The following is a 25481-nucleotide window of genomic DNA, read 5'->3' on the forward strand; positions in this document are numbered from 1 at the left end:
TATGGGCTTAAAACAAGCCTGCGGCAATGTTGATGGAGAAACCCAATACAGCCGTGTTGAACAAGAAACCCAACAAGGAGTGGCCCAATACAGCTTTACGCATCTCGCGGGTGGCAATTGAAACGTCAGCGGTTTGTACCGCTACGCTCAACGTGAAAGAGAAGTACAGGAAGTCCCAGTAGTCCGGGTCCAGCTCACCTTCAGGAAAACGCAGCGCAGGTTCAAGGCCATCATTGTTGTAAAAGAGTCGGGCGTAGTGAAGGCTGAAGATAACCCCGATCATCAACCACGAACCGACGATGGTCATACCCGTGAAGGCGTAGTGCATCATCTGGTCGGTGTTGCTCAGTTTGCTATTACCGGAGAGCTCAAGGGTGATCGCTGCCAGGCTGGCGATTGCAGCCACGCAGACAGTGAACAACACCATGCTGGCATTTTCGTCTTCAACTTCCGCCGTGCGTTTGACGTCGCAGGCTTTGGAGCGAACCACCAGCCAGAACGTCAACGCCAGGTACAGCCAGACACCGGCATTCCAGCCCAGCAGAAACTGGGTGGTCAGGGTCGCGGCGGGTGCGAAAATCCCGACCGCAACCCCCAGAACAGTGGCAGCGGTCAGGCGAGGGTGAGTGCGTGCAAGGTGCGGCATAAACAGTCCCTGTAACGTGGTAGTGCTGAACCTTAGCACGCGCCGACGATGCTTAATGCGCTCGCGGTTTTCTGCTCACTCGTTTCATCACCACAACAAAAAAGACCGGCACGAAAACCACGGCCAGCGTGGCCACGATCATGCCGCCGATAACGCCCGTACCAATTGCTTGCTGACTCGCGGAGCTCGCGCCGGTGGCAATGGCCAACGGCACGACGCCGAGAATGAAAGCCAGTGAAGTCATTACGATCGGACGCAGACGCAAGCGCGCCGCCTGCACAGTGGCATCCACCAGATCATGACCCTCGTCATATAAGGTCTTGGCGAACTCGATGATCAGGATCGCGTTCTTGGCCGACAGGCCAATGATCGTGATCAAGCCCACCTTAAAGAACACGTCATTGGGCATTCCTCGCAACGTCACTGCCAGCACTGCGCCCAATACGCCCAAAGGCACCACCAACAACACAGCAGTGGGGATCGACCAACTCTCGTACAAGGCTGCCAGGCACAAGAACACCACCAGCAACGACAGGCCCAGCAGAATCGGCGCCTGTGCTCCGGAGATTTTTTCTTCCAGCGACAGGCCGGTCCATTCCATGCCCATGCCAGCGGGCAGCTGTGCAACCAGACGCTGGATCTCGATCATCGCTTCGCCAGTGCTGTGGCCGACGGCCGCTTCGCCGGAAATGCTGATGGCCGGGTAACCGTTGTAACGCGTCAACTGCGATGCCCCCTGAATCCAGCGCGCTTCGACAAAGGCCGACAACGGCACCATCTTGTCGAGGTTGTTGCGCACATTGATCTTGAGCAGGTCTTCAACCTGACTGCGCTGATCGCCCTCGGCCTGTACCACCACGCGCTGCATGCGGCCCTGATTCGGGAAGTCATTGACGTAAGCCGATCCCACGGCCGTAGAGAGCACGTTTCCGATGTCGGCAAAGGAAATGCCCAATGCATTCGCGCGCTTACGGTCAACCTCCAGTTGCACCTGCGGGCTCTCAGCCAGTGCGCTTTCACGCACATTGGTCAGCACCGGGCTTTTCTCGGCTAACGCCAGCAACTCGCTGCGTGCTTGCATCAGCACGTCATACCCGACGCCACCACGGTCTTGCAGACGGAACTCAAAACCGCTCGAGGTCCCCAGCCCGCTCACGGGTGGCGGCAGAATGGCAAATGCCACGGCATCCTTGAGGTCGCTGAACGCCGCATTGGCGCGGTCGGCGATGGCCGAAGCTGAGTCTTTTACGCCGCGCTCGGACCAATCCTTCATGGTCGTGAACGCCAGCGCGGCATTCTGGCCGTTACCGGAGAAGCTGAAGCCCAGAATCATCGTGGTGTTACCCACCCCCGGCTCAGTGGCGTTGTGCGCTTCGATCTGTTCAGCCACCTTGATCGTGCGCACCTGGCTGGCCCCCGGCGGCAACTGGATGTCGGTAATGGTGTAGCCCTGATCCTCAACCGGCAAAAACGAGGAGGGCAGACGGGCAAAACACAGCACCAACATCACCAGCAGTGCGCCGTAGACCAGCAAATAGCGCCCGCTGCGCTTGATCACATGCACCACCCAGTGCTCGTAGCCTTGGGACAGCCGCTCAAACCGCGCGTTGAACCAGCCAAAGAAACCGCCCTTGGCATGATGCTCGCCTTTGGCAATGGGCTTGAGCAGGGTGGCGCACAACGCCGGGGTCAGCGACAGGGCCAAAAAAGCCGAGAACAGGATTGAGGTGGCCATCGACAGCGAGAATTGCTGGTAAATCACCCCCACCGAGCCCGGCATGAACGCCATCGGGATAAACACGGCCACCAATACCAGGGTGATACCGATGATAGCGCCGCTGATCTGGGTCATGGCCTTGCGTGTGGCTTCGCGTGGGGACAGCCCCTCGGTCACCATAATCCGCTCGACGTTTTCCACCACCACAATGGCGTCATCCACCAGAATCCCGATCGCCAGCACCATACCGAACATCGTCAGTACGTTGATCGAGAAGCCAAGCACCAGCATCATGGCAAACGTGCCCATCAGCGCGACCGGTACCACCAGTGTCGGGATCAGGGTGTAACGGATGTTCTGTAAAAACAGGAACATCACGGCAAACACCAGCACCATCGCCTCGACCAGGGTGTACATCACTTTGGTAATCGAGACTTTGACGAACGGCGATGTGTCGTACGGGATGGTGTACTCAACACCCGCAGGGAAGTACCGGCTCAACTCGTCCATCTTGGCGCGAATCAGGGTCGCAGTGCTCAAGGCGTTGGCTTCGGGCGCCAACTGCACGCTGAAGGCTGTGGCAGTCTTGCCATTGAGGCGTGTGCCGTACTGGTATTCCTGACTACCAATTTCGACCCGCGCCACGTCGCGCACGCGCACCGTGGAGCCGTCCGGATTGGCGCGCAGCACAATGTCGCCAAACTCTTCAGGGGTCGAGAGCTGGCCTTTAACCAGCACCGTAGCCGTGATTTCCTGCGTCGGGCGTCCCGGCAAATCACCGATGCTGCCCGCCGAAACCTGAGCGTTCTGATTGGCAATTGCCTGATTGACGTCAGCAGGGGTCAAGTGAAAGCCGATCAGCTTTTGCGGATCGATCCAGATGCGCATGGCCCGTTCGGCGCCATAGAGTTGGGCCTTGCCCACGCCTTCTATACGCTTGATTTCGTTCATGACGTTGCGGGCGAGGTAGTCACTGAGCGCGACCTCGTCCAGCGGGCTGTTATTAGCCGTGAGCGTTACCAGCATTAAAAAGCCGGACGAGACTTTCTCGACTTGTAACCCCTGTTGCATGACCGCCTGTGGCAAACGTGACTCGACGGCCTTGAGGCGGTTTTGCACATCGACCTGCGCCATTTCCGGATCGATGCCCGGCTTGAACGTGGCGGTAATGGTGGCGCTGCCCAGGCTGCTCTGAGACTCAAAATACATCAGGCCATCCGTGCCGTTGAGCTCTTGCTCAATCAGGCTGACCACACTTTCGTCCAGCGTCTGGGCCGAAGCGCCGGGGTAGACCGCATAGACCTCAACCTTGGGCGGTGCGACGTTTGGGTATTTGGCGACCGGCAATTGCGGAATGGCCAAAGCCCCCGCCAGCACAATGAACAACGCGACGACCCACGCAAAGATGGGCCGATCGATAAAGAACTGCGGCATGCTCACCGATCCGTGGAGTGTACGAGGGGAAGAGCGGGGTCATCGATCTGCACCTGTTCGCCCGGGCGGGCATGTTGCAGGCCTTCGATGACAATGCGGTCGCCAGCTTTCAGGCCGGCATTGACGATCCAGCGATCCTGTTGGGCATTGCCCAGCTGCACCGGCTGCTGCTTGATGCGATTGTCCGCTTCAACCAACAACACCTGAGCCACCCCGGCGCTGTCACGCAAAATAGCGCGCTGCGGCACGCTGATGCCTTGCTTGTTAAAAGCCTGTTCCAGACGCACGCGCACAAAACTGCCGGGTAGCAGGTCGTTATCCGGGTTGGGAAACTCGCTGCGCAGAATCACCTGGCCCGTACTCGGGTCTACGTTAACGTCGGTGAACAGCAGTTTGCCGGGCAACGGATACAGGCTGCCGTTATCACGGACAAGGGTGACGCGGGCCTGCTCGTTGCCGACCTTTTGCAATTCGCCAGCGCGGAAGGATTCGCGCAGGTTGTCCAGATCGCGGGTGGACTGGGTCAGGTCTACGTGCACAGGATTGAGTTGTTGAATCCGTGCCAACGGCGTGACTTCGCCCTGACCGACCAACGCGCCTTCAGTGACCAGTGCGCGGCCGATGCGTCCGGAAATCGGCGCGGTGACCGTGGCATAACCCAGGTTCAAGCGGGCACGCTGCACCGCGGCCTTATTGCCTGCGACATCGGCGTGTGCCTGCTGCGCTTGGGCGCGGGCGTTGTCGTATTCCTGACCGCTGATGGCGTTGCTTTCGATCAGCGCAGCGTAACGCTCACTCTGCAACCTGGCTTGCAAAGCCTGCGCTTCGGATTTGCGCAGGGCGGCCAGCGCACTGTCCAGATCGGCCTTGAAAGGCGCAGGATCAATCAGGAACAACACGTCCCCCTGTTTGACCTCGCTGCCTTCTTCGTACACCCGCTTGAGCACCACGCCAGCCACGCGGGCGCGCACTTCGGCCACGCGCGGGGCAACGATGCGTCCGCTCAATTCGTTATTGATCGACAGCGGCGCGGTGGCGATGACTTCGGTTCGCACCTTGACCAGGGGCGTTTTTTCTTCAGCGTCGGGGTTCTTGCCACACCCCGCGAGGGCCAGTGCCAGCGCTGAAAGGCAGAGCGGGGCAAAGAGCTTTTTCAATGAGCGAGCCTTCTTATAAATGCAGGATAGTTCTGTAAGTGCTTGCGCATGCTAAGGGCAGCACGCAAGAGGCGTTGTGAAGCTGTGTAGGCGGTGTGTGAAAAAGTGTGAAGGTAATGCTCCTATCCGTGTGAGGTTGTATATCCTTTGGCTTTCCCCGAGTTGTAAGCATTTATTATGCCCACTATTTTGCTGGTCGAAGATGACGCCGCGCTCTCGGAGCTGATTGCCAGTTACCTGGAGCGCAATGGCTACGAGGTCAGCGTGATTGCCCGTGGCGACCTGGTGCGTGACCGGGCTAAAAGCAACCCGCCGGACTTGGTGATTCTTGACCTGATGTTGCCGGGCCTTGATGGCCTGCAAGTGTGCCGCTTGTTGCGTGCTGACTCGGCCAGCCTGCCGATCCTGATGTTGACGGCCCGCGACGATAGTCATGATCAGGTGCTGGGGCTAGAGATGGGCGCCGACGATTATGTGACAAAACCTTGCGAGCCGCGGGTATTACTGGCGCGCGTGAGGACGTTACTGCGCCGCAGCAGCCTGATCGAGCCGCAGGTGGCCAATGACCGGATCGTGATCGGCAACTTGTGCATTGACCTGTCAGAACGCAACGTCACGTGGCGCGGGCAAGACATTGAGCTGTCCAGCGGTGAATACAACCTGTTGGTGGTCCTGGCCCGGCATGCCGGTGAAGTGCTCAGCCGCGATCAAATCCTCCAGCGTTTACGTGGCATTGAATTCAACGGCACAGACCGCTCGGTGGACGTGGCCATTTCCAAGTTGCGGCGCAAATTCGATGACTGCGCGGGGGAAGCGCGCAAGATCAAAACCGTGTGGGGCAAAGGCTACCTCTTCAGCCGTTCCGAGTGGGAATGCTGAAACCATGTTCAAGGTCCTGCTAAGGCTATATCTGGTGACCATGGTCACATTCGGGGCAGCCATCTACCTGGTACCCGAGTTGATCGTTACGGTCTTTCATGATCGGTTCATGAATTACAACATCGACATGTCCCGCGGCATGCAAACCCTGCTGGTCAAACAATTTCATCAATTACCCGCCGAACAATGGCCCGCGCTGGCCCGGGAGCTGGACAGCCAGTTCTCGCCGTTGCGGGTCAATCTGCTGTCAGTCAATGACCCGAAATTCGATGCCGATGAACAGCGCCAGTTACAGCAAGGGCAGGGCGTGTTGCGCATTGGCGAATGGGGCTGGCGCACGCTGGTGGTGTCACCGCTGGACAAGCAACAGGCTATTGAATTGGTGATGCCCCCCGATCCCTTCGACATGAACGTCCTGTACTGGAGCATTAACGTACTGATCGGCGCGGCATTGCTCGGGTGTTTATTGCTGTGGCTGCGTCCTCACTGGCGCGACCTGGAGCGTCTCAAGCGCACAGCGGCGTTGATTGGTCAGGGGCAATTGAGCGAGCGCACGCAGATCTCGCCACGGTCGAACGTTCACGGGCTGGCCAGTGCGTTTGACACCATGGCCCAAGACATCGAAAGCCTGCTCAACCAGCAACGCGACCTGCTCAATGCGGTCTCCCACGAACTGCGCACACCCCTGACGCGGCTGGATTTCGGTTTGGCGCTGGTGTTATGCGACGACTTGCCGCCAGCCAGCCGCGAGCGGTTGCAGGTGTTGGTCGGGCATATCCGCGAACTGGATGAATTGGTGCTGGAGTTGCTGTCTTTTAGCCGCTTGCAAAACCCGGCGCTGGTGCCGGAGCGCGTGGAGGTGTCACTGGATGAATTTGTCGACAGTATTCTGGGCAGTTTCGACGAAGAGCTGGAAACCCCCGACATCGTGCTGGACGTGCTGCTGCACGGCTCGCAGGAGCGCTTTGCGCTGGACCCGAGACTCACCGCGCGCGCGTTACAAAACTTGCTGCGTAACGCCATGCGCTACTGCGATCGGCGCATTCAGGTGGGGGTGAATGTCACTGCACACGGCTGTGAATTGTGGGTCGACGATGACGGCATCGGCATCCCGGAAGCGGACCGCGAACGCGTGTTTGAACCTTTCTATCGCCTGGACCGCAGCCGCGACCGCGCCACCGGGGGCTTTGGTCTGGGCTTGGCGATCAGCCGGCGCGCCCTCGAAGCCCAAGGTGGAACGCTCAATATTGAGCCTTCCCCCCTGGGCGGAGCGCGTTTCCGGTTGTGGCTACCGGTTTAGCTCAGATAGCGGCGTTGCCGGCTCACATGTTTGAGACCTTCGAGTACCAGCACACCCACCGCCAGCCAGATCGGGCCATAGGTCAGCCATTGACCTTCCTCCAGGCTGTCGCCCAATAGCAGGGCGACGGCCACCAACAACACAGGCTCGACATAGCTGAGCAATCCGAACAGGCTGAACGGCAGCAAGCGGCTTGCCAAGATGTAAGCGAAACCTGCAGCGGCACTGATGATGCCCATCATCGGCACCAGTACGTAGAGCGTTGAGCGTTGCGCCTGAAGGTCGACATGCTCGCCTGCCAACACAAACCACAGCGCCACGGGCACCATCAGCAGCATGTCCAGCCATAAGCCGCCGAGGTTATCGATACCGATTTTTTTGCGCAGTACAAAGTACATCGGGTAACCCAAGGCGACCACCAACGTGGTCCAGGAGAAACCACCCGTGCGGTACAGTTCATTGGCCACACCCAGCACAGCGAGCGCCGTCGCGATCTTTTGCAGATGCGACAGGTGCTCACCATAGACGATGCGCCCCGTGAGAATCATCGTCAGTGGCAGCAGGAAGTAACCCAATGAAACATCGAGCCCATGACCGTTCAAAGGCCCCCACATAAACATCCACAGTTGTACCGCCACCAGAAAACTGGTCAACATGACGCAGGGGATCAATGCAGGCCGGGCGCGCAAGCGCTGAAAGATGAGCGCAACCCACTTCCATTCGCCGTAAAGGCAGAGAAAGAGTGTCATGAAGGGCAGCGATATTAGGATTCGCCAACCGAAAATTTCTTGACCGTCCAGCGGTCGCAGAAGGGATGTGAAGTAGTACAGGACGCCAAATAAACAGGAAGCCAGAATCGATAAAACAATACCTTTGGACACAACAACCTCAATGGATCTACAGCGTTACTCGTATGAGTGGGCACATAGCTTGAGGCTGTGGAACACCATTGGCAAATATGTTTTAAACCAATCAGTTGGCTTAAAAAGCTAGTCCGGAAGGTGATACGTGAAACGAGCAAGCAAATACTGGGCCAAAACCGTTTAAAACGTTCGTTCGCACGCGCTGAAAAAAAATGATAAACGGTAGTCCTTGCAGCGGCTTCATCTACCTCGAGGGTGGCAATGGGCTGTGAAACCAGCCCATTGCATTGCCTTTACACGGATTTTTGCTGACGCAACAAATGCTTGAACCCTTCAAACATCAACACCAGCACCGCCAGCCAGATCGGTAAATAGGTCAGCCATTGCCCGGCGCTAATACTTTCACCCAGCAACAACGCCACGCACACCAGCAGCACCGGCTCAACGTAACTGAGCAGACCGAACAGGCTGAAGGCAAGCATGCGGCTGGCCATGATGTAACTGATCAAGGCCAGAGCGCTGATGAGGCCCAGTACCGGGATCAGCGTGTACAGTGCCGCACGTTGGCTGGCCACATCGAAGCCGTGTTCGCCTGTTTGCACAAACAAGAACGCCGCGGGCATGAGCAGCAGCATGTCGATCCACAGGCCGCCCAGATTGTCGGTCCCGACCCGTTTGCGCAGCACAAAATACAGCGGGTAACCGATGGCCACTACGAGGGTGGTCCAGGAAAAACCGCCGACCCGGTACACCTCGTTGGCGACCCCGAGTATCGCCAGCGCGGCAGCAATTTTTTGCAGATGGGAAAGGTGTTCGCCATACACCACGCGGCCCGTGAGAATCATGGTCAGGGGCAACAAAAAGTACCCCAGTGACACGTCCAGGCTGTGGCCGTTGAGGGGCGCCCACAGAAACAGCCACAGTTGCAGGCCCACCAGCGCACTGGAGGCAAACAGGGCAATCCACAGCCGGGGGGTTTGCTGCAGGCGGGAGAAGATCGTCGGCACCAGCCGCCAATCCCCCGAAAAACACATGAACAGGGTCATGCAGGGCAAGGTGAGGAGCATCCGCCAGCCGAAAATTTCGGCGCCACTCAAAGGGTAGAGCAGGGATGTGTAGTAATACATGACACCGAACAGGCTCGATGCCAGAACCGATAAAACAATACCTTTAGACACAACAGCCTCGTTGAAACGCGCATTTTGATTATTAGAGACGCGTAGCTTGAGGCTCCAAAGGCTGTAGGGCAAATCTTGCTGAGCCGATTGCCTGCGCAGAGGCCCGCAAAACGCCCCCTGCGCAGCAAAACCGATGGCGTCAGGCGTGACGCATGCCGCGGGTCATGCGCAAGGCCAGCACACTGCCGCCCACAATCACCGCCGCCAACAGGTACAGCGCAGCATCGGTCGAGCCGGTGGCGTCTTTGACAAAACCCACCAGATACGGGCTCAGGAACCCCGCCATTTGACCCATGGAGTTGATCAAGGCCAGGCCGCCAGCGGCCGCGCCTGCACTGAGCATGGCAGTGGGCACCGGCCAAAACATGGGCAAGCCGGTCAGGGCGCCCATGGTCGCGATTGTCAGCCCCAAGATGGCGATGGCCGGTTGCGTGGCGAAGTTGACAGCAATCACCAAGCCCAGCGCCCCCATCAACATTGGCACGACCAAATGCCAGCGACGCTCTTTGCGCACGTCAGCCGAGCGCCCCACCAGCAACATGAACACAGCAGCCAGCAAGTAAGGAATCGCACTCAACCAGCCAATCACCAGCGTGTCGCTGAACCCCAGGTTTTTGATGATCGACGGCAGCCAAAAGTTGATCGCATACACGCCACTCTGGATGCAGAAATAGATCAGGCCAAACGCCCAGATGGCCGGGTTTTTAAACACGGCAAGCAGCGAATCAGAAGTGGTGGCGGGTTTGTTGACGGTGTCCAGGCGGTGGTCAGCGTCGAGCACGGCGCGCTCGTGAGCCGTTAGCCACTTGGCATTGGCAAAACTGTCGCTGAGCAGGAAGATCGCCAGCGCACCCAACACAACGGTGGGAATACCTTGCAGCAGGAACATCCACTGCCATCCGGCAAGTCCGCCCTGGCCTGCGGCGAAATGGCTAAGAATCCAGCCCGAGAAGGGACCGCCGATCAAGCCGGAGACCGGGATTGCAGACATGAACAGCGCCATGATGCGGCCACGACGGAACGTGGGGAACCATTGTGAGAGGTAGAGCACAACGCCTGGGAAGAAACCCGCTTCGGCGGCGCCGGTGAACAGGCGCAGGGTATAGAACTGGGTCGGGGTGGTGACGAACATCAGGCAGGTGGACAGCACGCCCCAGGTGATCATCATCACGGCGATCCAGCGCCGAGGCCCGAATCGGGTCAATGCCAGGTTGCTGGGAACCCCGCACAAGACGTAGCCAATGAAGAAAATCCCGGCACCCAAGCCGTAGACCGTTTCGCTGAATTTCAGCGCATCAAGCATCTGTAATTTGGCAAAGCCAACGTTTACCCGGTCGAGGTAATTGAACAGGTAGCAGATAAAAATGAAGGGGATCAAACGCAGGGTGATGCGCTTGTAGATGGCGTTTTTATCGTCATCGCCGGTCAGCGAAGCGGGGGCGCTCTGTGACATCTCATGTCTCTCTTTATTATGTTTTTTCGCGATCCGAGGTTAACGTTGGTCGCTGCGTGAGTCTCGGTCACCCAAACGTTGCTGTCTTTGTGCTGCTGCACAGTGTTTTTCTGCTGAGGCTGTGCGCACGAACAAATGTTTCCAAGGATTGTTACCCTATGTTCGAACTCGATCATGATTTGGCGCAGGACATCGTGGATCGCGCGATGGCCATCTTGCCGTACAACGTTAATGTGATGGACAGCCAGGGGTTGATCCTCGGCAGCGGCGAGCCCGAGCGTATCAATACCCGCCATGAAGGCGCGCAATTGGTGCTGGCCAACGGACGGGTAGTGGAAATCGATGCGCAAACCGCCAAATGCCTGAAAGGCGTGCAGCCGGGAATCAATTTGCCATTGCTGCTCGATCAGCGCCTGATCGGCGTGCTGGGGCTGACCGGTGAACCTGAATTGCTGCGCACCTACGCCGAACTGGTGCGCATGACGGCCGAAATGCTGGTGGGCCAACGCCATCAACAGGCCGAACAGCAATGGCGTCGTCAACGTTGCGACGACCTGGTGGCCATATTGTTGAGTGAAAGCGGCGACTCACCGCGCCTGATCGACGAAGCCCAACAACTGGGGCTCAAGCCGCAGCTATCGCGCATTCCTTATTTGTTTGAACTGGGCAAGGGCCAGAGTGCCGAGGCCCTGAGCGTGTGGCTGCAATCACGCTACCCGGACAGTTGGTGCGTGTGCCCGGCCGATGCCTCGCTGCTGTGGTGCCGCCCGTCAACCACCACACTGGACGACACGCGGCTACTGGAACGGCTCGACGGCCACGGCTGGAACGTGTTGCGCATCGCCGCAGGCGGGCAGGCGGATGCACTCAAAGGACTGCGCCGTTGTTATCGACGCGTGGGGGATTTGCTGGCCTATGGCCGTGATGTGTTGCCGGACACGCGTTTACTGAGTCTTGACCGCTACCGCTTGCCGGTGATGCTGTGGCGGCATCGCAATGACGATGCGCTGGAAGAACTGCTCAATCCACTGCACAAAGTGGTCGCCAAGGACAGCAATGGCCAACTGATCGCAACCTTGCGCAGTTGGTGCGAGCATGACGGCCAAAGTCAGGCGTGCGCCGATGCGCTGGGCATCCATCGCAATAGCCTGCGGTACCGGATGGAACGGATTGCCGAGCTGAGCGGGGTTGACCCCCTGAGCCTGAACGGGATGCTGGCGTTATACCTTGGGGTCCAACTGCTGCCCCACACGCCCCTTGTACAGGCACGGCCAACCGCCTGAACTGCAGGCCAAAAAAAGCCCCGCGACCGAATGAACGCGGGGCTAAACGGTTGGATGCGACCAACCAAAGGAGCCGTTAAATCAGGTACACATCAGTGCGCGCTGGCCACCGTTTCAACGTGCCAGCCGCCGCCCAGCGCTTTGTAGATCGCCACCACGCCGCGATACAACTCAACCTCGGCCTGTGCCTGACTGTCTTCTGCTGCGAGCCGTTCACGCTGGGCATCGAGTAACACCAGGAAGTCCACCGTGCCTTCGCGATAGCGAATCGCCGCCAGATCGGCTGCGGTGCGGCTCGACTCACTCTGACGTATCAGCGACACCAGGCGTTGCTGACGTTTGCCGTAATCACTGAACGCGTTTTGCGACTCTTCAAGCGCCAACAACACCTGTTGTTCGTAACGGGCCAGTGCGCCATCGGCTTCGGCATCCGCGCCACGTAAACGTGCTCGCACACTGCCCAAATCAAAGGCAGGCCAAGTAATGCTCGGGCCCAGAGCCCAGGCATTGGCGGCTGCTGAGCCGATCTGCGAGCCTCGCCCAGCGGTAAACCCAAGGAACCCGCTGAGGCTGACCCGCGGGAACAGATCTGCCTTGGCCACGCCGATCCGTGCGGTTGCGGCCGCCAGTTTGCGTTCCGCACTGAGGATGTCCGGGCGTCGCTGTAGCAGGTCGCCGGGGTTGCCAATGTTCAGGGCCTTGGCAATCGCGGGCAGTTTGGCCGGGCTCAAATCGACGCTCAGTTGCTCCGGACGCTCGCCCAACAAGGTGGCAATCCGATTGCGTTCACGTACCTGCTGCGCCTGCAACTGCGGCACACTGGCTTCAACGGCCGCCAGACGTGCGTCAGCGCGCATGACGTCCAGCTCATCACCGACACCCGCATCACGCAGACTTTCAGTGATGGCTTTGGATTCCTGCTGGTTTTTCAGGTTGGCCAGCGCAATGTGCTCACGCAGTTGCGCGCCGCGCAGTTCGCCGTAGGCGTCCACCAATTCCGCAATCAGGGTCACTTGCAACTGATACAAATCCGCTGCGGCGGCCTGTTCGTCCGCATCGCTGGCTTCCAGTTGACGCTGGATACGGCCAAACAGGTCGAGTTCCCACGCCATGTCCAGCCCAAGATCGTACCGCTCACTGTTGACGCGCTTTTCGGTCTGCCCCGGAATCTGCCCTTTGCCCAGCTCGCTGCTGGCGCGGCTGGTGATAGTTGGCATGGCGTCGTTGCTGACGTCATCGCGGATCGCCCGGGCAGCCCGCAGCCGGGCAAACGCCACGCGCAGCTCACGGTTGCCTGCCAGCGACCGCGTCACCAACCGGTTGAGGGTCGGGTCGTCGAACTGTTGCCACCAGATTGCTTCGAAATGGGCACGGTCAAAACCTTTGAGGTTATCGGCGCTGATCTGAGCCGGCTCGGTCTTCGGCGTTTGATAGTCCGGGCCGACGGCGCACGCGCTCAACGCGAGTACCAACAGACTCGGCAAGAATACGTTCACGTTCATGGTTGCGACTCCAACGTCATGTGCCTGGCGGCTTTGCGCGCTTGACTGCGCTCCACGTAGCGACGGATCAGGACGTAGAACACCGGGGTCAGCAGCAAACCAAAGAAGGTCACGCCCAGCATCCCGGAAAACACCGCGACGCCCATGGCATGGCGCATTTCCGCCCCTGCGCCGCTCGACAGCACCAAAGGCACCACGCCCATGATGAACGCGAACGAGGTCATCAGAATCGGCCGCAAACGCAGACGGCAGGCTTCCAGCACCGCAGCCAGCGGGTCGAGGCCTTCTTCCTGTTTATCCTTGGCAAACTCGACAATCAGAATCGCGTTCTTGCACGCCAGTCCCACCAATACGATCAAGCCGATCTGGGTGAAAATGTTGTTGTCACCCCCCGACAGAATCACCCCGGTAATCGCGGACAGCAGGGTCATCGGCACGATCAGGATCACCGCCAGCGGCAGGCTCCAGCTCTCGTATTGCGCGGCCAGCACCAGAAACGCCAGCAGCACGCAGAGCGGGAACACAAACAGTGCGGTATTGCCTGACAGAATTTGCTGATATGTCAGTTCGGTCCACTCATAGGTCATGCCATTGGGCAATTCTTCTTTGAGCAGTTTTTCAATCGCAGCCTCGGCTTGACCCGAGCTGTAGCCCGGCGCTGCTGCGCCGTTGATCTCGGCCGTGACAAAGCCGTTGTAGTGCATGACCCGGTCGGGGCCGGCGGTGTCGCTGACCTTGATAAAGGTCGCCAGCGGGATCATTTCGCCCTTGTTATTGCGCACTTTCAGTTGGCCGATCTGCTCAGGTTCCAGGCGGAACTGCTGTTCAGCCTGCACGTTGACCTGATAGGTACGGCCGAAGCGGTTGAAATCGTTGGCATACAGCGAACCCAGATAGACCTGCAGCGTGTCAAAAATGTCACTGATGGCCACACCGTGCGTCTTGGCTTTTTCGCGGTCGATCGCAGCATCCACTTGCGGCACGTTGACTTGATAACTGGTGAACAACCCCGCCAGCTCCGGCACGTTGTGGCTCTTGGTAATGATGTTCTGCACTTCTTTGTACAGTTCGTCGTAACCCAGGTTGCCGCGGTCTTCGACTTGCAGGCGGAAACCGCCAATGGTGCCCAGCCCTTGTACTGGCGGCGGCGGGAAGATCGCGATGTAGGCATCCTGAATGTCTGCAAATTGCGCATTCAAGGCTGCGGCAATAGCTGCTGCCGACTGGCTCGGGTCCTTACGCTCGTCAAAAGGTTTGAGCGGGGTGAACACGATGCCGCTGTTGGGGCTGTTGGTGAACCCGTTGATCGACAGGCCCGGGAATGCCACTGAGTTCGCCACGCCCGGTTGCTTGAGAGCAATTTCGGACATGCGTTTGATCACCGCTTCGGTACGATCCAGGCTCGCGGCATCCGGCAGTTGCGCGAAAGCCACCAGGTACTGTTTATCTTGCGGGGGGACGAAACCGGTGGGTGTATGCGCAAAACCAACCCAGGTCAGCACCATCAAACCTGCATACAGCAACATCGCGATACCGCTGCCACGGATGATCCGGCGGACCGCCCCCACATAGCCATTACTGGCTTTGACGAAGAAACGGTTGAACGGGCCAAACAGCCAGCCCCCGAACAGGCGATCCAGCAAGCGGGTAAAACGGTCTTTGGGCGCGTGATGGCCTTTGAGCAACACGGCGGCCAGCGCCGGAGACAGTGTCAGCGAGTTGAACGCCGAGATCACCGTGGAAATGGCAATGGTCAAGGCGAATTGCTTATAGAACTGTCCGGTCAGGCCGGAGATGAACGCAGCCGGTACAAACACGGCGCACAGCACCAGCGCCGTGGCAATGATCGGCCCGGTCACTTCGCGCATGGCGCGCTTGGTAGCATCGACCGGATTAAGCCCCAGCTCGATGTTTCGCTCGACGTTTTCCACCACCACGATGGCATCATCGACCACAATCCCGATGGCCAACACCAGCCCGAACAGCGACAAGGCGTTAAGTGAGAACCCGAACATGTGCATCACGGCAAATGTACCGATCAACGACACAGGCACGGCCACCAGCGGGATGATAGAGGCTCGCCACGTTTGCAGGAACAGGATAACCACCAGCACCACAAGGATCAGGGCTTCGAACAAGGTGTGAACCACCGCCTCGATAGAACCGCGAACGAAAATGGTCGGGTCGTAGACGATGTCGAAGTCCATGCCTTCAGGGAAACTCTGCTTGAGCTCGGCCATCTTCGCCCGCACGTCGTTCGAGATATCAATGGCATTGGAGCCCGGCCGCTGGAAGATCGGCAGCGCCACCGCGGGCTGGTTGTTGAGCAGCGAACGCAACGCATATTGACTGGAGCCCAGCTCAACCCGCGCAATGTCTTTCAGGCGTGTGATCTGGCCATCATCGCCGGCGCGAATGATGATGTTCTGGAACTCTTCTTCAGTCACCAAGCGTCCCTGAGTGTTGACTGAAAGCTGGAAACTGGTGGCATTCGGGGCAGGGGGCGCGCCAAGCGCACCGGCTGCGACCTGACGGTTCTGCTCGCGAATGGCATTCACCACATCGGTTGCAGTCAGGTTGCGTGACGCGGTTTTGTTCGGGTCCAGCCACACGCGCAACGAGTAGTCGCCCATGCCGAACATTTGTACATCGCCAATGCCGTTCAGGCGCGCCAGCTCATCCTTGATGTTAAGGATGGCGTAGTTGGACAGGTACAGCATGTCGTAGCGCTGATCCGGCGAGGTCAAGTGCACCACCATCGTCAGGTCGGGCGATGCTTTGTCGACCGTAATACCGATGCGGGTTACTTCTTCGGGCAATTTGGGCTGGGTGCGGGTCACGCGGTTTTGCACCTGCACCTGTGCGTTGTCCAGGTCAGTGCCCAGGGCGAAAGTGATCGTCAGTGTGATCTTGCCGTCGGCCGTGGACTGTGAAGACATGTACAACATGTTTTCAACGCCCGTGATGGCTTGTTCCAGCGGCGCGGCCACGGTTTCACCGATCACTTTGGGGTTGGCACCGGGAAAGTTGGCGCGCACCACGACGGTGGGTGGCACCACTTCCGGGTATTCACTGATCGGTAACTGGAACAGCGAAATGCCGCCCGCAATCAGGATTAGCAGGGAAAGCACAGCGGCGAAAATCGGCCGCTGAATGAAAAATTGAGAAAAATTCATCGGAGTTATCGTCCCTTAACCACGAGGAGTCGCGACGCCAGCCAGCTTCGGCGCGCTGTTGGCGGGCTTGACCTGTGGCAGGTTGCTGGCTTCCAGGGCTTGTCGTTGGAGCGCCAGTGCAGCGAGGGTTTGTTCGGTCGCCATCGGGATCACTTCAGGGGTGACCGGCGAGCCAGGACGCACCCGCTGCAAGCCTTTGACGATGATGGTGTCGTCCTTGTGCAAACCATTACGCACAATGCGCAACCCTTCGATCTTCGGCCCCAGCTCAACGGCGCGGTAGATCGACTTGTTGTCGCCATCGAGGACCAGCACGAACTTTTTGCCCAGGTCGGTGCCGACGGCTTCGTCGTTGATCAGCACAGCCGAATACGTCCCGCTGCCTACCAGTTTGAGGCGTGCATACAGGCCCGGGGTGAAGCTGCCGTCGGCGTTATCGAACACCGCGCGGCCACGGATGGTGCCGGTTTTGGGGTTGACCTGGTTATCGACGAAGTTCATTTGCCCCAGGTGCGGGTTGCCGTCTTCATTGGACAGGCCCAGGTACACCGGTGTGGTCTGGCCACGTTGGCCTTCACGGGCCAGTTGGGTGTACTTGAGAAACACACGTTCATCGGCATCAAAGTAGGCATACACCTTGTCGGTTGAAACCACGCTGGTCAGCGGTGTGACATCCGCCGTCACGATGTTGCCCGCTGTAATTTCCGCGCGGCTCACACGCCCGCTTATCGGGGAGGTGACGCGGGTAAAACTCAGGTTCAGCTTGGCCAGATCCAGCTCGGCCTGAACGGCCGCGACGGCGGCGCGGGCTTGCTGCGAAGCGGTGCTGCGCGAGTCGGCCAGCTCGGCCGAAATGGCATTGCTCTGGCGCAGGCGCTCGCCGCGCTGGGCTTCGTTTTCGCTGCGGGTGGCATTGGCGCGGGCTTGTTGGACCTGTGCCTCAAGGCGGCGTACTTGCGCCTGAAACGGGCGCGGGTCGATCTGGAACAACAGGTCGCCTTTCTTCACCAACGCACCTTCGGTGAAAGCGACCTGATCAATCTGCCCGGACACGCGAGGGCGAATTTCCACCGTTTCCGGCGCTTCCAGCCGACCGGTGAACTCGTCCCATTCATTCACAGGCTGCTCAAGCACTTTGGCCACACTGACTTTTGCAGCAGGCGCCGGAGCAGTCGCTTGTGGAGTTTTGCCGCATGCACTCATCACCACGATGGCCAAAGCGGCCAGTGGGAAGCGCAAATGTTTAAGTGACTGTTCCATGAGGGGGAGTCCGCCAATCTGTTGAGATGGGGCGGATAATGCTGGCGCGGGTGCTGGCGCACGAATCGAACCCAGCGAAGGTCATTATCATCCGGAATGATATAAACCCGAGCCAAGCCCTCTAGCCTGTGCTTTTCGTTAGGGGACTATCAATCACAAAGACTTGCGGGTCGGATGGCGCCCGATAATCAGGTGCGCACAAGGCCAGACCGTGTTCCAGATGAAGCGGACTAATGGGTTTGTAGGTGTTCGGCAGGATGGCGGTAGAACCGGAATTGCGCAGCGGCTTGATTTTTTTGCGGAACAAAAAAACAAAGGGCCTGCATGAAGAATCTCATGCAAGCCCTTGATATGTTTGGTGCCCGAAGCCGGAATCGAACCGGCACGTCCTTTCGAACGGGGGATTTTAAGTCCCATGCGTCTACCAATTTCGCCATTCGGGCGGTAGCGCTATGTAGCGATCAAACCGGCTGGTTTTACTGAATCTCAGCCCCCCAGCCTGTGTGACAGGTGGACGAATATATAGAGGCTTATGCGATGACGCAAGTTTGAGAGGGCACATTTTTTATCGAGGGGCTTAATAAAACCCTCGAAAAATCAGAAGCCTATGGCCTCGGGGAGTTTACTCGAAGGGGGTTATCCAAATCGTTGGAAGAAAGTATCAGGCTTATATGTAAGTTTTTTGGGAGGGCTAGGCTAGGGTGTGTGTAGGTCCGAGACAGAAGTGGGTGAAATGAATTCAAGTGTCCTCTACGCGCTCATTGCGGCAGCCCTGTTCGGCGCCAGTACGCCGCTGGCCAAGCTGCTGGGGGCCGACGTGTCGCCCGTGCTGCTGGCAGGGTTGCTGTATTTGGGGAGCGGGGCGGGCCTGTTGTTGGTGCGCTGCATGCGGGATCGCGGGTGGAAGCGTTCCGGTCTGAGCGCAGGTGAATGGCCATGGTTGGCGGGTGCAATTGCCTTTGGGGGCGTATTGGGCCCTGTGGCGCTCATGTTCGGGTTGACGCTGACCTCCGGAGCCACGGCCTCGCTCATGCTGAACCTGGAGCCCGTACTGACCGCGCTGCTGGCGTGGGTGGTGTTTAAGGAAAACGCTGATCGCCGGATTGTTGCGGGAATGCTGGCCATCATCGCGGGGGGTGTGGTGCTGTCCTTGCCGTCAGGGCAGGGTGCAAACGACACGGGTTCGTGGCTGGGGCCGCTTGCAGTGGCGTTTGCCTGTTTGTGCTGGGCCGTGGACAACAACCTTACGCGTAAAGTGTCGGCGTCTGATGCGCTCTACATTGCCGGGGCAAAGGGGTTGTGTGCCGGGTTGGTGAACTGCGCAATTGCTACATCGCTGGGTGCCCAATGGCCCTCGGCGCAGGTGCTGTCTCCGACGTTATTGATTGGTTTTTTGGGTTATGGCGTGAGTCTGGTGCTGTTCGTACTGGCCTTGCGCGGTCTGGGGGCGGCGCGAACGGGGGCGTATTTTTCCACGGCACCTTTTTTGGGGGCTGTGATTTCAATCGTGATACTGGGCGAATCGGTCTCGTGGCTGTTTTGGGTCGCGGCGGCCTTCATGGGGCTGGGTGTGTGGTTGCACTTGACTGAGGTGCATGCACATGAGCACCAGCATGCGCGCCTGGAGCATACCCATCGACATCACCATGATGAGCACCATCAACACACTCACGAAGCAGATGACCCGGCTCAGGAACCCCATACCCATGCACATGTCCATGTGCCTGTACGCCACTTTCATCCTCACTTCCCGGATATTCATCACAGGCACCGGCACTGACCCTGAAGTCCCCGGCCTATAACGGAGCACACGAGCGCGCATGTTTGAACACGTCGATGTCAACTACCTACTGGCCACCTACGGTTACTGGGCCATCTTTATCGGCTGCCTGCTGGAAGGCGAAACCATCCTGATTCTGGGCGGCATGGCGGCTCACCAGCATGTCCTCAAACTGCTTCCGGTCATCGGCTATGCCAGTCTGGCGGGCATGCTGGGTGATCAGTTGTTGTTCTGGGCGGGACGCTATTTTGGTGAGCGCCTGTTACCGCGCTTGCATAAACAACAGGCCGCTATCGACAAGGTCACGGCGTTGATCAATCGCCACCCGACCGTGTCGATTTTTGCAGTGCGCTTTCTTTACGGCATGCGCCTGGTGGGGCCGATGGTGATTGGCGCGAGTAAGGTGTCCCCCGTCAAGTTTGCGTGCATCAACCTGTTAGGCGCCGTGGTGTGGGCCACGCTGTTTGCCAGTGCCGGGTATTGGTCGGGAGAGTTCCTGCAGCATCTGTTAGGGGATTTAAAACCTTATCGCTTGCCGATTGCCCTGGGGGTGGTCGTCCTGGTGCTGGTCGTGGGACTGATCCGCCATTTCAGCTCAACGCGCAAAACCATTTAGCCAGGCTGGGTGCGCAGCCTGTAGCGCCCATGAAGGGTGTGTGGTTGCAAAAATCACGCTTGAAAGGCAAAGTCCGGCAACCCGGTTGCGTGATGAACCGCTTGGCCTAGACTCTTGTTTAGCGGCTCTGAGCCGAGGTTTTCATGCCGTGTTCACGACCTTTGCGCGCCGGTCCGATGACAAGAAAGGAGGTCCGCATGTTGATACGCTCAATGATCCTCGCCAGTGTGCTGGTCACGGGAATGGCGCACGCCGTTGAAGTCCCCAACCCCCTCGAACAGGACCGCGCAAAGGCAAGACCACTGGTGATTGTGGCGCGCACAGAGGCTGACCCCACCTTATCGACTCTGAAAAAATCCCTCGAAGACCCGGCTCAAAAAAAGGCTTTCGATGAGCGCAACCTGGTGCTGTACACCATTGTTGGCATCACCGGTAAGCGTGACGGCAAAGACCTTGAGCCGCAGTCAACCATGTCGCTGATCCGGGGACTCAAGCCGGGCATGATCATTGATAAGGCCAAAGTGTTTCTGATCGGTAAGGACGGCGAGGTCAAGTTCAAGTCTGAAGGTGACGCGGACCTCGAAACGCTGTTTAAAACCGTCGATGCCTTGCCGCCTGCCGAAAAAACGTTGCAAGCCCAAACGGGGCCTGAAACGTCGGTCACACCTGGCACCCAAGGCAAGCCTGACAAGTCCGGCAAGCACGTTAAACCCGCTAAACCTGCCAAACCGCTGGAAGACTGAAGTCACGGCCAAAAAAAGGCCCGCTGGGGGAAGCGGGCCAAGAGGGATTCACTAAAGGAGTGAGTTCAATCTAGACCCCGGAATGTGAATACCATGTGAAATGCATGTATTCAAAACAGTAAAGACCCGCAAAGTGTTCGGTAAAAATACAGCTCAGCTGTAGCGCAAGGCGCAGCAGGCGATCCGCTAGGGTGTCATTCATCTCTCCCTTGCCAGCCGGACGTCTTCATGCCGCTTTCCCTCGAGTTGATCTCTGCTTTCACGTTGTTTGCTTTTGTTTCGTCCATCACGCCTGGCCCCAATAACACCATGCTGTTGGCCTCCGGGGCCAACTTCGGCTTTCGTCGCACCCTTCCTCATGCGCTGGGTATCAGCTTCGGTTTCATGTTTTTAGTCGTGGCAGTGGGGCTTGGGTTGGGAGGCGTCTTTAAGGCTGTGCCCATGGCTTACACCGTATTGCGTTACCTCGGCGCGGCCTACTTGCTGTATCTGGCCTGGAAAGTCGCGACTTCCGGGCCGATATCCGGCACACACACCGCGCACGGCAAACCACTGGGGTTTTGGGGCGCAGCCGCTTTTCAGTGGGTCAATCCAAAAGCGTGGGTCATGGCGGTGGGCGCGATCACTACGTACACCCCCTCGCAGGGCTACATCACCAACGTCTTTGTGATTGCACTGGTGTTTGCCATCATCAATTTACCCAGCGTCTGCGTGTGGGCCGGCTTTGGTAGCGCATTACGTTCGGTACTGAGCCAACCCAGATGGCTCATGGTGTTTAACCTCAGCATGGCGCTGTTGCTGGTGCTGTCGTTGTATCCGATTGTGTTTGATCACTGATCCTGTTCTTCAGCGTCGTTGAGCCATTCCTGACTCAGCGTGTCGGTATCCCCCAGGTAGTCCAGTAGCCAGCTCATGGCGGGCGAGTGATTGTTCTGGACCCAGGCAATACAGGACGGGCTGGCAGGGAAGGGCCGTTGCAAGTGCAAGGCCACCAGCCGCCCTTGCTCAATGAGCGGGCGAGCGAGATGGGCAGGCACCATGCCGACACACAGGCCCTCACTCAAGCAGGCCAAGGCCGATGGCCAGTCCGGGACCATCATCCGCCGCTGGTTGTCGAGCGTCCAGGTGTCACGTTTGGGCAAGCTGCGCGATGTGTCGTCCATGCACAAGGATGGATAGGGCCGTAGCTGCTCGTCACTCAACAACCCTTCGAACGCCGTCAGCGGGTGATCCGGGCTTGCCACGCAGATCCAGTGCAACAGCCCCATGTCGCGGAAGGCAAAGCTACCCGCGACCGGTATGGCGCGGGTAGCGCCAATCACCAGGTCGGTTCGACCGTCCACCAATGCATCCCACACACCGTTGTACACCTCGTAGTGGACGATTAATTCCACATCGGGGAAGTGGCGGTAAAAGTCGAGAACCATCTGTTGGCAGCGCGGCTGTTTGGTGATGGAGTCCACAGCGACGCGTAACTGACCGCTCCAGCCATTGGCCACCTGCTGGCACAAGCGCCGGGTGCCCAGCATTTTTTTCATCACATCGCGGGCTTCCTTCACGAACAGCTGCCCGGCGGCGGTCAGTTCTACATCGCGATGGCGACGCACAAACAATGGCACCGCCAGCCACACTTCCAATTGGCGCACGGTATAGCTCACGGCAGAGGGCACGCGATGCAGTTCCTGAGCTGCGCCGCTGAAGCTGCCATGTCGGGCCACGGCATCGATGACATCCAGAGAGTATTCAGACCACACAGCGCTGCCTTCAAATTAATTGATGCTAAATAGAAAATATTATCGCTTCACAAGCAGATCCTCAGCCGGATAATGCGCGCCAGTCAACAAATTGTTTGATGGGAAGTATTAGGTGCACATGAAAAACTCGTTGGGATTCACGCTTTATCTGGCCGGGCTCAGCATGCTGGGTTATCTGGCCATGGACATGTACCTGCCGGCATTCGGCACATTGCGCGCTGAACTGCAATTGTCCGCAGGCGCTGTCGGCGCCAGTTTAAGTATTTTTCTCGCCGGCTTTGCCGTGGGCCAATTGTTGTGGGGGCCTTTGTCGGACCGGCTGGGACGAAAACCCGTGTTACTGGCCGGGCTGACGATGTTTGCCCTGGGCTGTCTGGGCATGCTTTGGGTCAACGATGCTGTGTGGCTGCTAAGCCTGCGCTTTATTCAGGCCATCGGCATCTGCGCCGCGGCGGTTACCTGGCAAGCACTGGTGATCGACCGCTACCCGGCCGACAAAGCCAACCGCGTATTCGCAGGCATCATGCCGTTGATGGGCCTGTCTCCGGCGCTGGCGCCCTTATTGGGCGCGCTGGTACTTAATCACTTGGGCTGGCAGGCGATCTTCACTGTTCTGTTTGGCATCGCCGTGATGCTGTTGCTGCCCACGTTATTGCTCAAAGAGAAAGTGCGCCCGCGCCTTGAGCAACACAACATCGTGCGCGTGAGTTACTGGCAACTGCTCAGCTCATCAACGTTTAGCGGCAACGTGATGATATTTGCAGCCTGTTCCGCGAGTTTCTTTGCCTGGCTGACGGCATCGCCTTTCATTTTGGGCGACATGGGCTACAGCCCGAATGACATTGGCCTGAGTTACGCCTTCCCGACGCTGGCCTTTTTGATCGGCGGCTACAGTTGCCGCAGCGCGTTGCAACACATCAAAGGCCGCACTTTGCTGCCATGGCTGCTGTTGGCTTACTGCGCAAGCATGGTGGGGCTGTACGTGGTGGCGACACAGACTCAACCCACATTGGCCACATTGCTGATCCCGTTTTGCCTGATGGCACTGGTGAACGGCGCGAGTTACCCGATTGTGGTGGCCAATGCACTGCTTCCATTTTCGGAAAACTCCGGCAAGGCCGCAGCGCTACAAAACACCCTGCAGTTGGGGTTGTGTTTTCTCGGTAGCCTGGTGGTATCGGCGTACATCAGTCACCCGCTGGACATTACGGTGGAGGTGATGCTGGCTTCGGCGCCCGTGGCGGTGCTCGGTTACCTGATCCAACGCCGCAGGGCCACTGCCGAACGTCTTGCAACGCGCTGAACTTTGTCGCGAACGGGGGCATCCAAACCTCATCGAGTTGCACTGTGAGCGTGTTGGATGACCCAGATCATTACCCCTGAAACCCCTGAACAGGTGCATTCCGAACATGATGCGAAAATGTTCGGATCACCCAAGGACCGGCTGGATTTTTACCGGCGTGAAATACAGTACGAAACCAGCATCCTGTCCCATCGAACGGACGCCTATCTGGCCGCCCAGTCATTTCTGGTGATTGCATTTGCATCGTGCATGGCCAACCTGAACCCGGAGTGGGGCAAGTTTTTCACCCTGACCGTGCCGCCGCTACTGGCTGTGCTGGGGCTGATGATTTCATTGAATGCCTGGCCGGGCATTCGCGCAGCGTACGACATCATTGACCATTGGCATTTCAAACAAAGTGAGCTGCTGAGCAGTGAACCGCAAATGGGGATGGCGTACGACGAGTCGCCGCTGTTCTGCGAAATGGAATCCACCCACAAGGGGTACAAGAAATCATTGATGTTTTCAGTGCGTTCCCCGTGGCTGTTTGCCATCTTCTGGATGGTGCTAGGGGCCTTCTCGCTGTATATCCAGATTGATAACCCTTTGACCTGATACACCGCGCGCGCAGAAGAGGCCGTAGTTCCGGGTGGGCATACGGCCTGTGAGTAACCCTGTTCAGGCCACATCGACCAGCACAATCTCACTGTCTTCGAGTGCCGTTACCCGCAGCACGCGCTCATCGACGATCGCAACACCATCCCGTGCGCTGGCCTGCAACCCGTTGACCTCAATCAGGCCGGTGGCAGGAACCAGATAAGCGCGTCGCCCCTGATCGAGCTGATACTCCGCGGTTTCACCTGCTTTCAGGTTGGCCGCCACCAATCGGGCGTCGGCGCGAATGCGCAAACTTTCCTGATCCCCGTCCTTACCGCTGGCCAATGTCACAAAGCCTTCACGCTGGCCTTTAGGGAACGGCTTGGCACCCCATGAAGGCGGGTCCCCGGCCTGATTCGGCATAATCCAGATCTGGAAAATCTTTGTTGCTGTCGACTCCAGGTTGTATTCGCTGTGGGCTATACCGGTGCCGGCGCTCATGACCTGTACATCGCCCGCTTCAGTACGGCCTTTATTACCCAGGTTGTCTTCGTGGCTGATGGCCCCTTCACGCACATACGTGATGATCTCCATGTCGCGATGGGGGTGCTTCGGGAAACCGGTACCGGGCGCAATGATGTCGTCATTCCATACCCGTAGATTGCCCCATCCCATACGCTGCGGGTCGTAGTACTCGGCGAACGAAAAGTGGTGGTGCGCATCCAACCAGCCGTGGTGAGCGCCGCCCAAAGTGTTGAAGGGTCTGAGTTCAAGCATGATGCCTCTCCTGTTCTGGTCAGTCGGGGGGGAATGAACGGTGTCCCGAATGAGAATGGAGAAAGTGTGCGCCTCTGAATCATC

General features: G+C 58.4%; 20 protein-coding genes and 1 tRNA gene. 9 read left to right on the forward strand and 12 right to left on the reverse strand.

The genetic code is table 11. The features are described 5' to 3' along the window. Positions 1-7: 7 nt before the first annotated feature. From CJF39_RS11470 to CJF39_RS11480, 3 genes are read right to left on the reverse strand one after another with little or no spacing between them, the layout of a single operon-like run. Positions 8-646, reverse strand: coding sequence for a DUF1345 domain-containing protein (locus CJF39_RS11470; protein WP_094993532.1), 639 nt, complete (start codon positions 644-646; stop codon positions 8-10). A 52-nt stretch (positions 647-698) separates the two neighbouring features. Further along, on the reverse strand, positions 699-3797 hold the full coding sequence (locus CJF39_RS11475; RefSeq protein WP_094993533.1) for an efflux RND transporter permease subunit: 3099 nt from the start codon (positions 3795-3797) through the stop codon (positions 699-701). A 2-nt stretch (positions 3798-3799) separates the two neighbouring features. Further along, on the reverse strand, positions 3800-4954 hold the full coding sequence (locus CJF39_RS11480) for an efflux RND transporter periplasmic adaptor subunit (protein ID WP_094993534.1): 1155 nt from the start codon (positions 4952-4954) through the stop codon (positions 3800-3802). Positions 4955-5131: 177 nt separating this feature from the next. Here CJF39_RS11480 and CJF39_RS11485 point away from each other — a divergent pair, with 177 nt between their 5' ends. Both CJF39_RS11485 and CJF39_RS11490 read left to right on the forward strand, forming a co-directional pair. Then, a complete protein-coding gene (locus tag CJF39_RS11485) occupies positions 5132-5833 on the forward strand; it encodes a response regulator transcription factor (RefSeq protein ID WP_094993535.1) in 702 nt (233 codons plus the stop codon). 4 nt (positions 5834-5837) lie between these two features. Then, positions 5838-7133, forward strand: coding sequence for an ATP-binding protein (locus tag CJF39_RS11490; RefSeq protein WP_094993536.1), 1296 nt, complete (start codon positions 5838-5840; stop codon positions 7131-7133). On the opposite strand, the gene rarD (CJF39_RS11495) is transcribed toward CJF39_RS11490, so the two are convergent. The 3 genes from rarD (CJF39_RS11495) to CJF39_RS11505 form a co-directional block, all read right to left on the reverse strand. Next, positions 7130-8014 carry an EamA family transporter RarD gene (rarD, locus tag CJF39_RS11495; protein ID WP_094993537.1) on the reverse strand — a complete coding sequence of 295 codons (885 nt, stop codon included), beginning with the start codon at positions 8012-8014 and terminating at the stop codon, positions 7130-7132. The genes CJF39_RS11490 and rarD (CJF39_RS11495) overlap by 4 nt on opposite strands. Before the next feature lie 275 nt (positions 8015-8289). Further along, complete coding sequence (gene rarD, locus CJF39_RS11500; RefSeq protein WP_094993538.1) at positions 8290-9174, reverse strand: EamA family transporter RarD; 885 nt, start codon at positions 9172-9174, stop codon at positions 8290-8292. A gap of 139 nt (positions 9175-9313) precedes the next feature. Next, on the reverse strand, positions 9314-10627 hold the full coding sequence (locus CJF39_RS11505) for an MFS transporter (RefSeq protein WP_094993539.1): 1314 nt from the start codon (positions 10625-10627) through the stop codon (positions 9314-9316). Between the two features lie 158 nt (positions 10628-10785). Between CJF39_RS11505 and CJF39_RS11510 the strand changes: the two genes are divergently transcribed. Continuing rightward, positions 10786-11910 (forward strand): sugar diacid recognition domain-containing protein, encoded by a 1125-nt coding sequence (locus tag CJF39_RS11510; protein ID WP_094993540.1) that lies wholly within the window; start codon positions 10786-10788, stop codon positions 11908-11910. A 92-nt stretch (positions 11911-12002) separates the two neighbouring features. Here the strand turns inward: CJF39_RS11510 and CJF39_RS11515 are convergent, their stop codons facing one another. The 4 genes from CJF39_RS11515 to CJF39_RS11530 form a co-directional block, all read right to left on the reverse strand. Continuing rightward, entirely contained in the window at positions 12003-13412 is a 1410-nt protein-coding gene (locus tag CJF39_RS11515) for an efflux transporter outer membrane subunit (protein ID WP_094993541.1), read from the reverse strand. Further along, on the reverse strand, positions 13409-16588 hold the full coding sequence (locus tag CJF39_RS11520) for an efflux RND transporter permease subunit (protein ID WP_094993542.1): 3180 nt from the start codon (positions 16586-16588) through the stop codon (positions 13409-13411). The genes CJF39_RS11515 and CJF39_RS11520 overlap by 4 nt, the downstream gene beginning before the upstream one ends. A gap of 15 nt (positions 16589-16603) precedes the next feature. After that, positions 16604-17848, reverse strand: a complete 1245-nt coding sequence (gene mexE / locus CJF39_RS11525) for a multidrug efflux RND transporter periplasmic adaptor subunit MexE (protein WP_094993543.1) — start codon at positions 17846-17848, stop codon at positions 16604-16606. Positions 17849-18204: 356 nt separating this feature from the next. Then, positions 18205-18291, reverse strand: a tRNA-Leu gene (locus tag CJF39_RS11530). 290 nt (positions 18292-18581) lie between these two features. Here CJF39_RS11530 and CJF39_RS11535 point away from each other — a divergent pair. From CJF39_RS11535 to CJF39_RS11550, 4 genes are all read left to right on the forward strand, one after another. Further along, a complete protein-coding gene (locus CJF39_RS11535) occupies positions 18582-19628 on the forward strand; it encodes a DMT family transporter (protein WP_094993544.1) in 1047 nt (348 codons plus the stop codon). 40 nt (positions 19629-19668) lie between these two features. Continuing rightward, positions 19669-20244, forward strand: a complete 576-nt coding sequence (locus CJF39_RS11540) for a DedA family protein (protein ID WP_094993545.1) — start codon at positions 19669-19671, stop codon at positions 20242-20244. 197 nt (positions 20245-20441) lie between these two features. Beyond that, the gene (locus CJF39_RS11545) at positions 20442-20987 is read left to right on the forward strand and encodes a DUF4174 domain-containing protein (RefSeq protein WP_094993546.1); all 546 of its coding nucleotides are present in this window, start codon (positions 20442-20444) and stop codon (positions 20985-20987) included. A gap of 228 nt (positions 20988-21215) precedes the next feature. Continuing rightward, positions 21216-21824, forward strand: coding sequence for a LysE family translocator (locus CJF39_RS11550; protein ID WP_094993547.1), 609 nt, complete (start codon positions 21216-21218; stop codon positions 21822-21824). Here CJF39_RS11550 and punR read toward each other — a convergent pair. Beyond that, a complete protein-coding gene (punR, locus tag CJF39_RS11555; protein WP_094993548.1) occupies positions 21818-22741 on the reverse strand; it encodes a DNA-binding transcriptional activator PunR in 924 nt (307 codons plus the stop codon). The two genes, CJF39_RS11550 and punR, sit on opposite strands and share 7 nt — an antisense overlap. 118 nt (positions 22742-22859) lie before the next feature. Here punR and punC point away from each other — a divergent pair, with 118 nt between their 5' ends. Together punC and CJF39_RS11565 are read left to right on the forward strand one after the other, a co-directional pair. Then, on the forward strand, positions 22860-24044 hold the full coding sequence (gene punC / locus CJF39_RS11560) for a purine nucleoside transporter PunC (protein ID WP_094993549.1): 1185 nt from the start codon (positions 22860-22862) through the stop codon (positions 24042-24044). A gap of 57 nt (positions 24045-24101) precedes the next feature. Then, on the forward strand, positions 24102-24638 hold the full coding sequence (locus CJF39_RS11565) for a hypothetical protein (RefSeq protein WP_094993550.1): 537 nt from the start codon (positions 24102-24104) through the stop codon (positions 24636-24638). A gap of 63 nt (positions 24639-24701) precedes the next feature. Here CJF39_RS11565 and CJF39_RS11570 read toward each other — a convergent pair whose 3' ends face one another. Beyond that, on the reverse strand, positions 24702-25397 hold the full coding sequence (locus CJF39_RS11570; protein WP_094993551.1) for a pirin family protein: 696 nt from the start codon (positions 25395-25397) through the stop codon (positions 24702-24704). Between the last annotated feature and the right edge of the window lie 84 nt (positions 25398-25481).

The organism is Pseudomonas lundensis, assembly GCF_002269125.1.
GTDB lineage: Bacteria > Pseudomonadota > Gammaproteobacteria > Pseudomonadales > Pseudomonadaceae > Aquipseudomonas > Aquipseudomonas lundensis_A.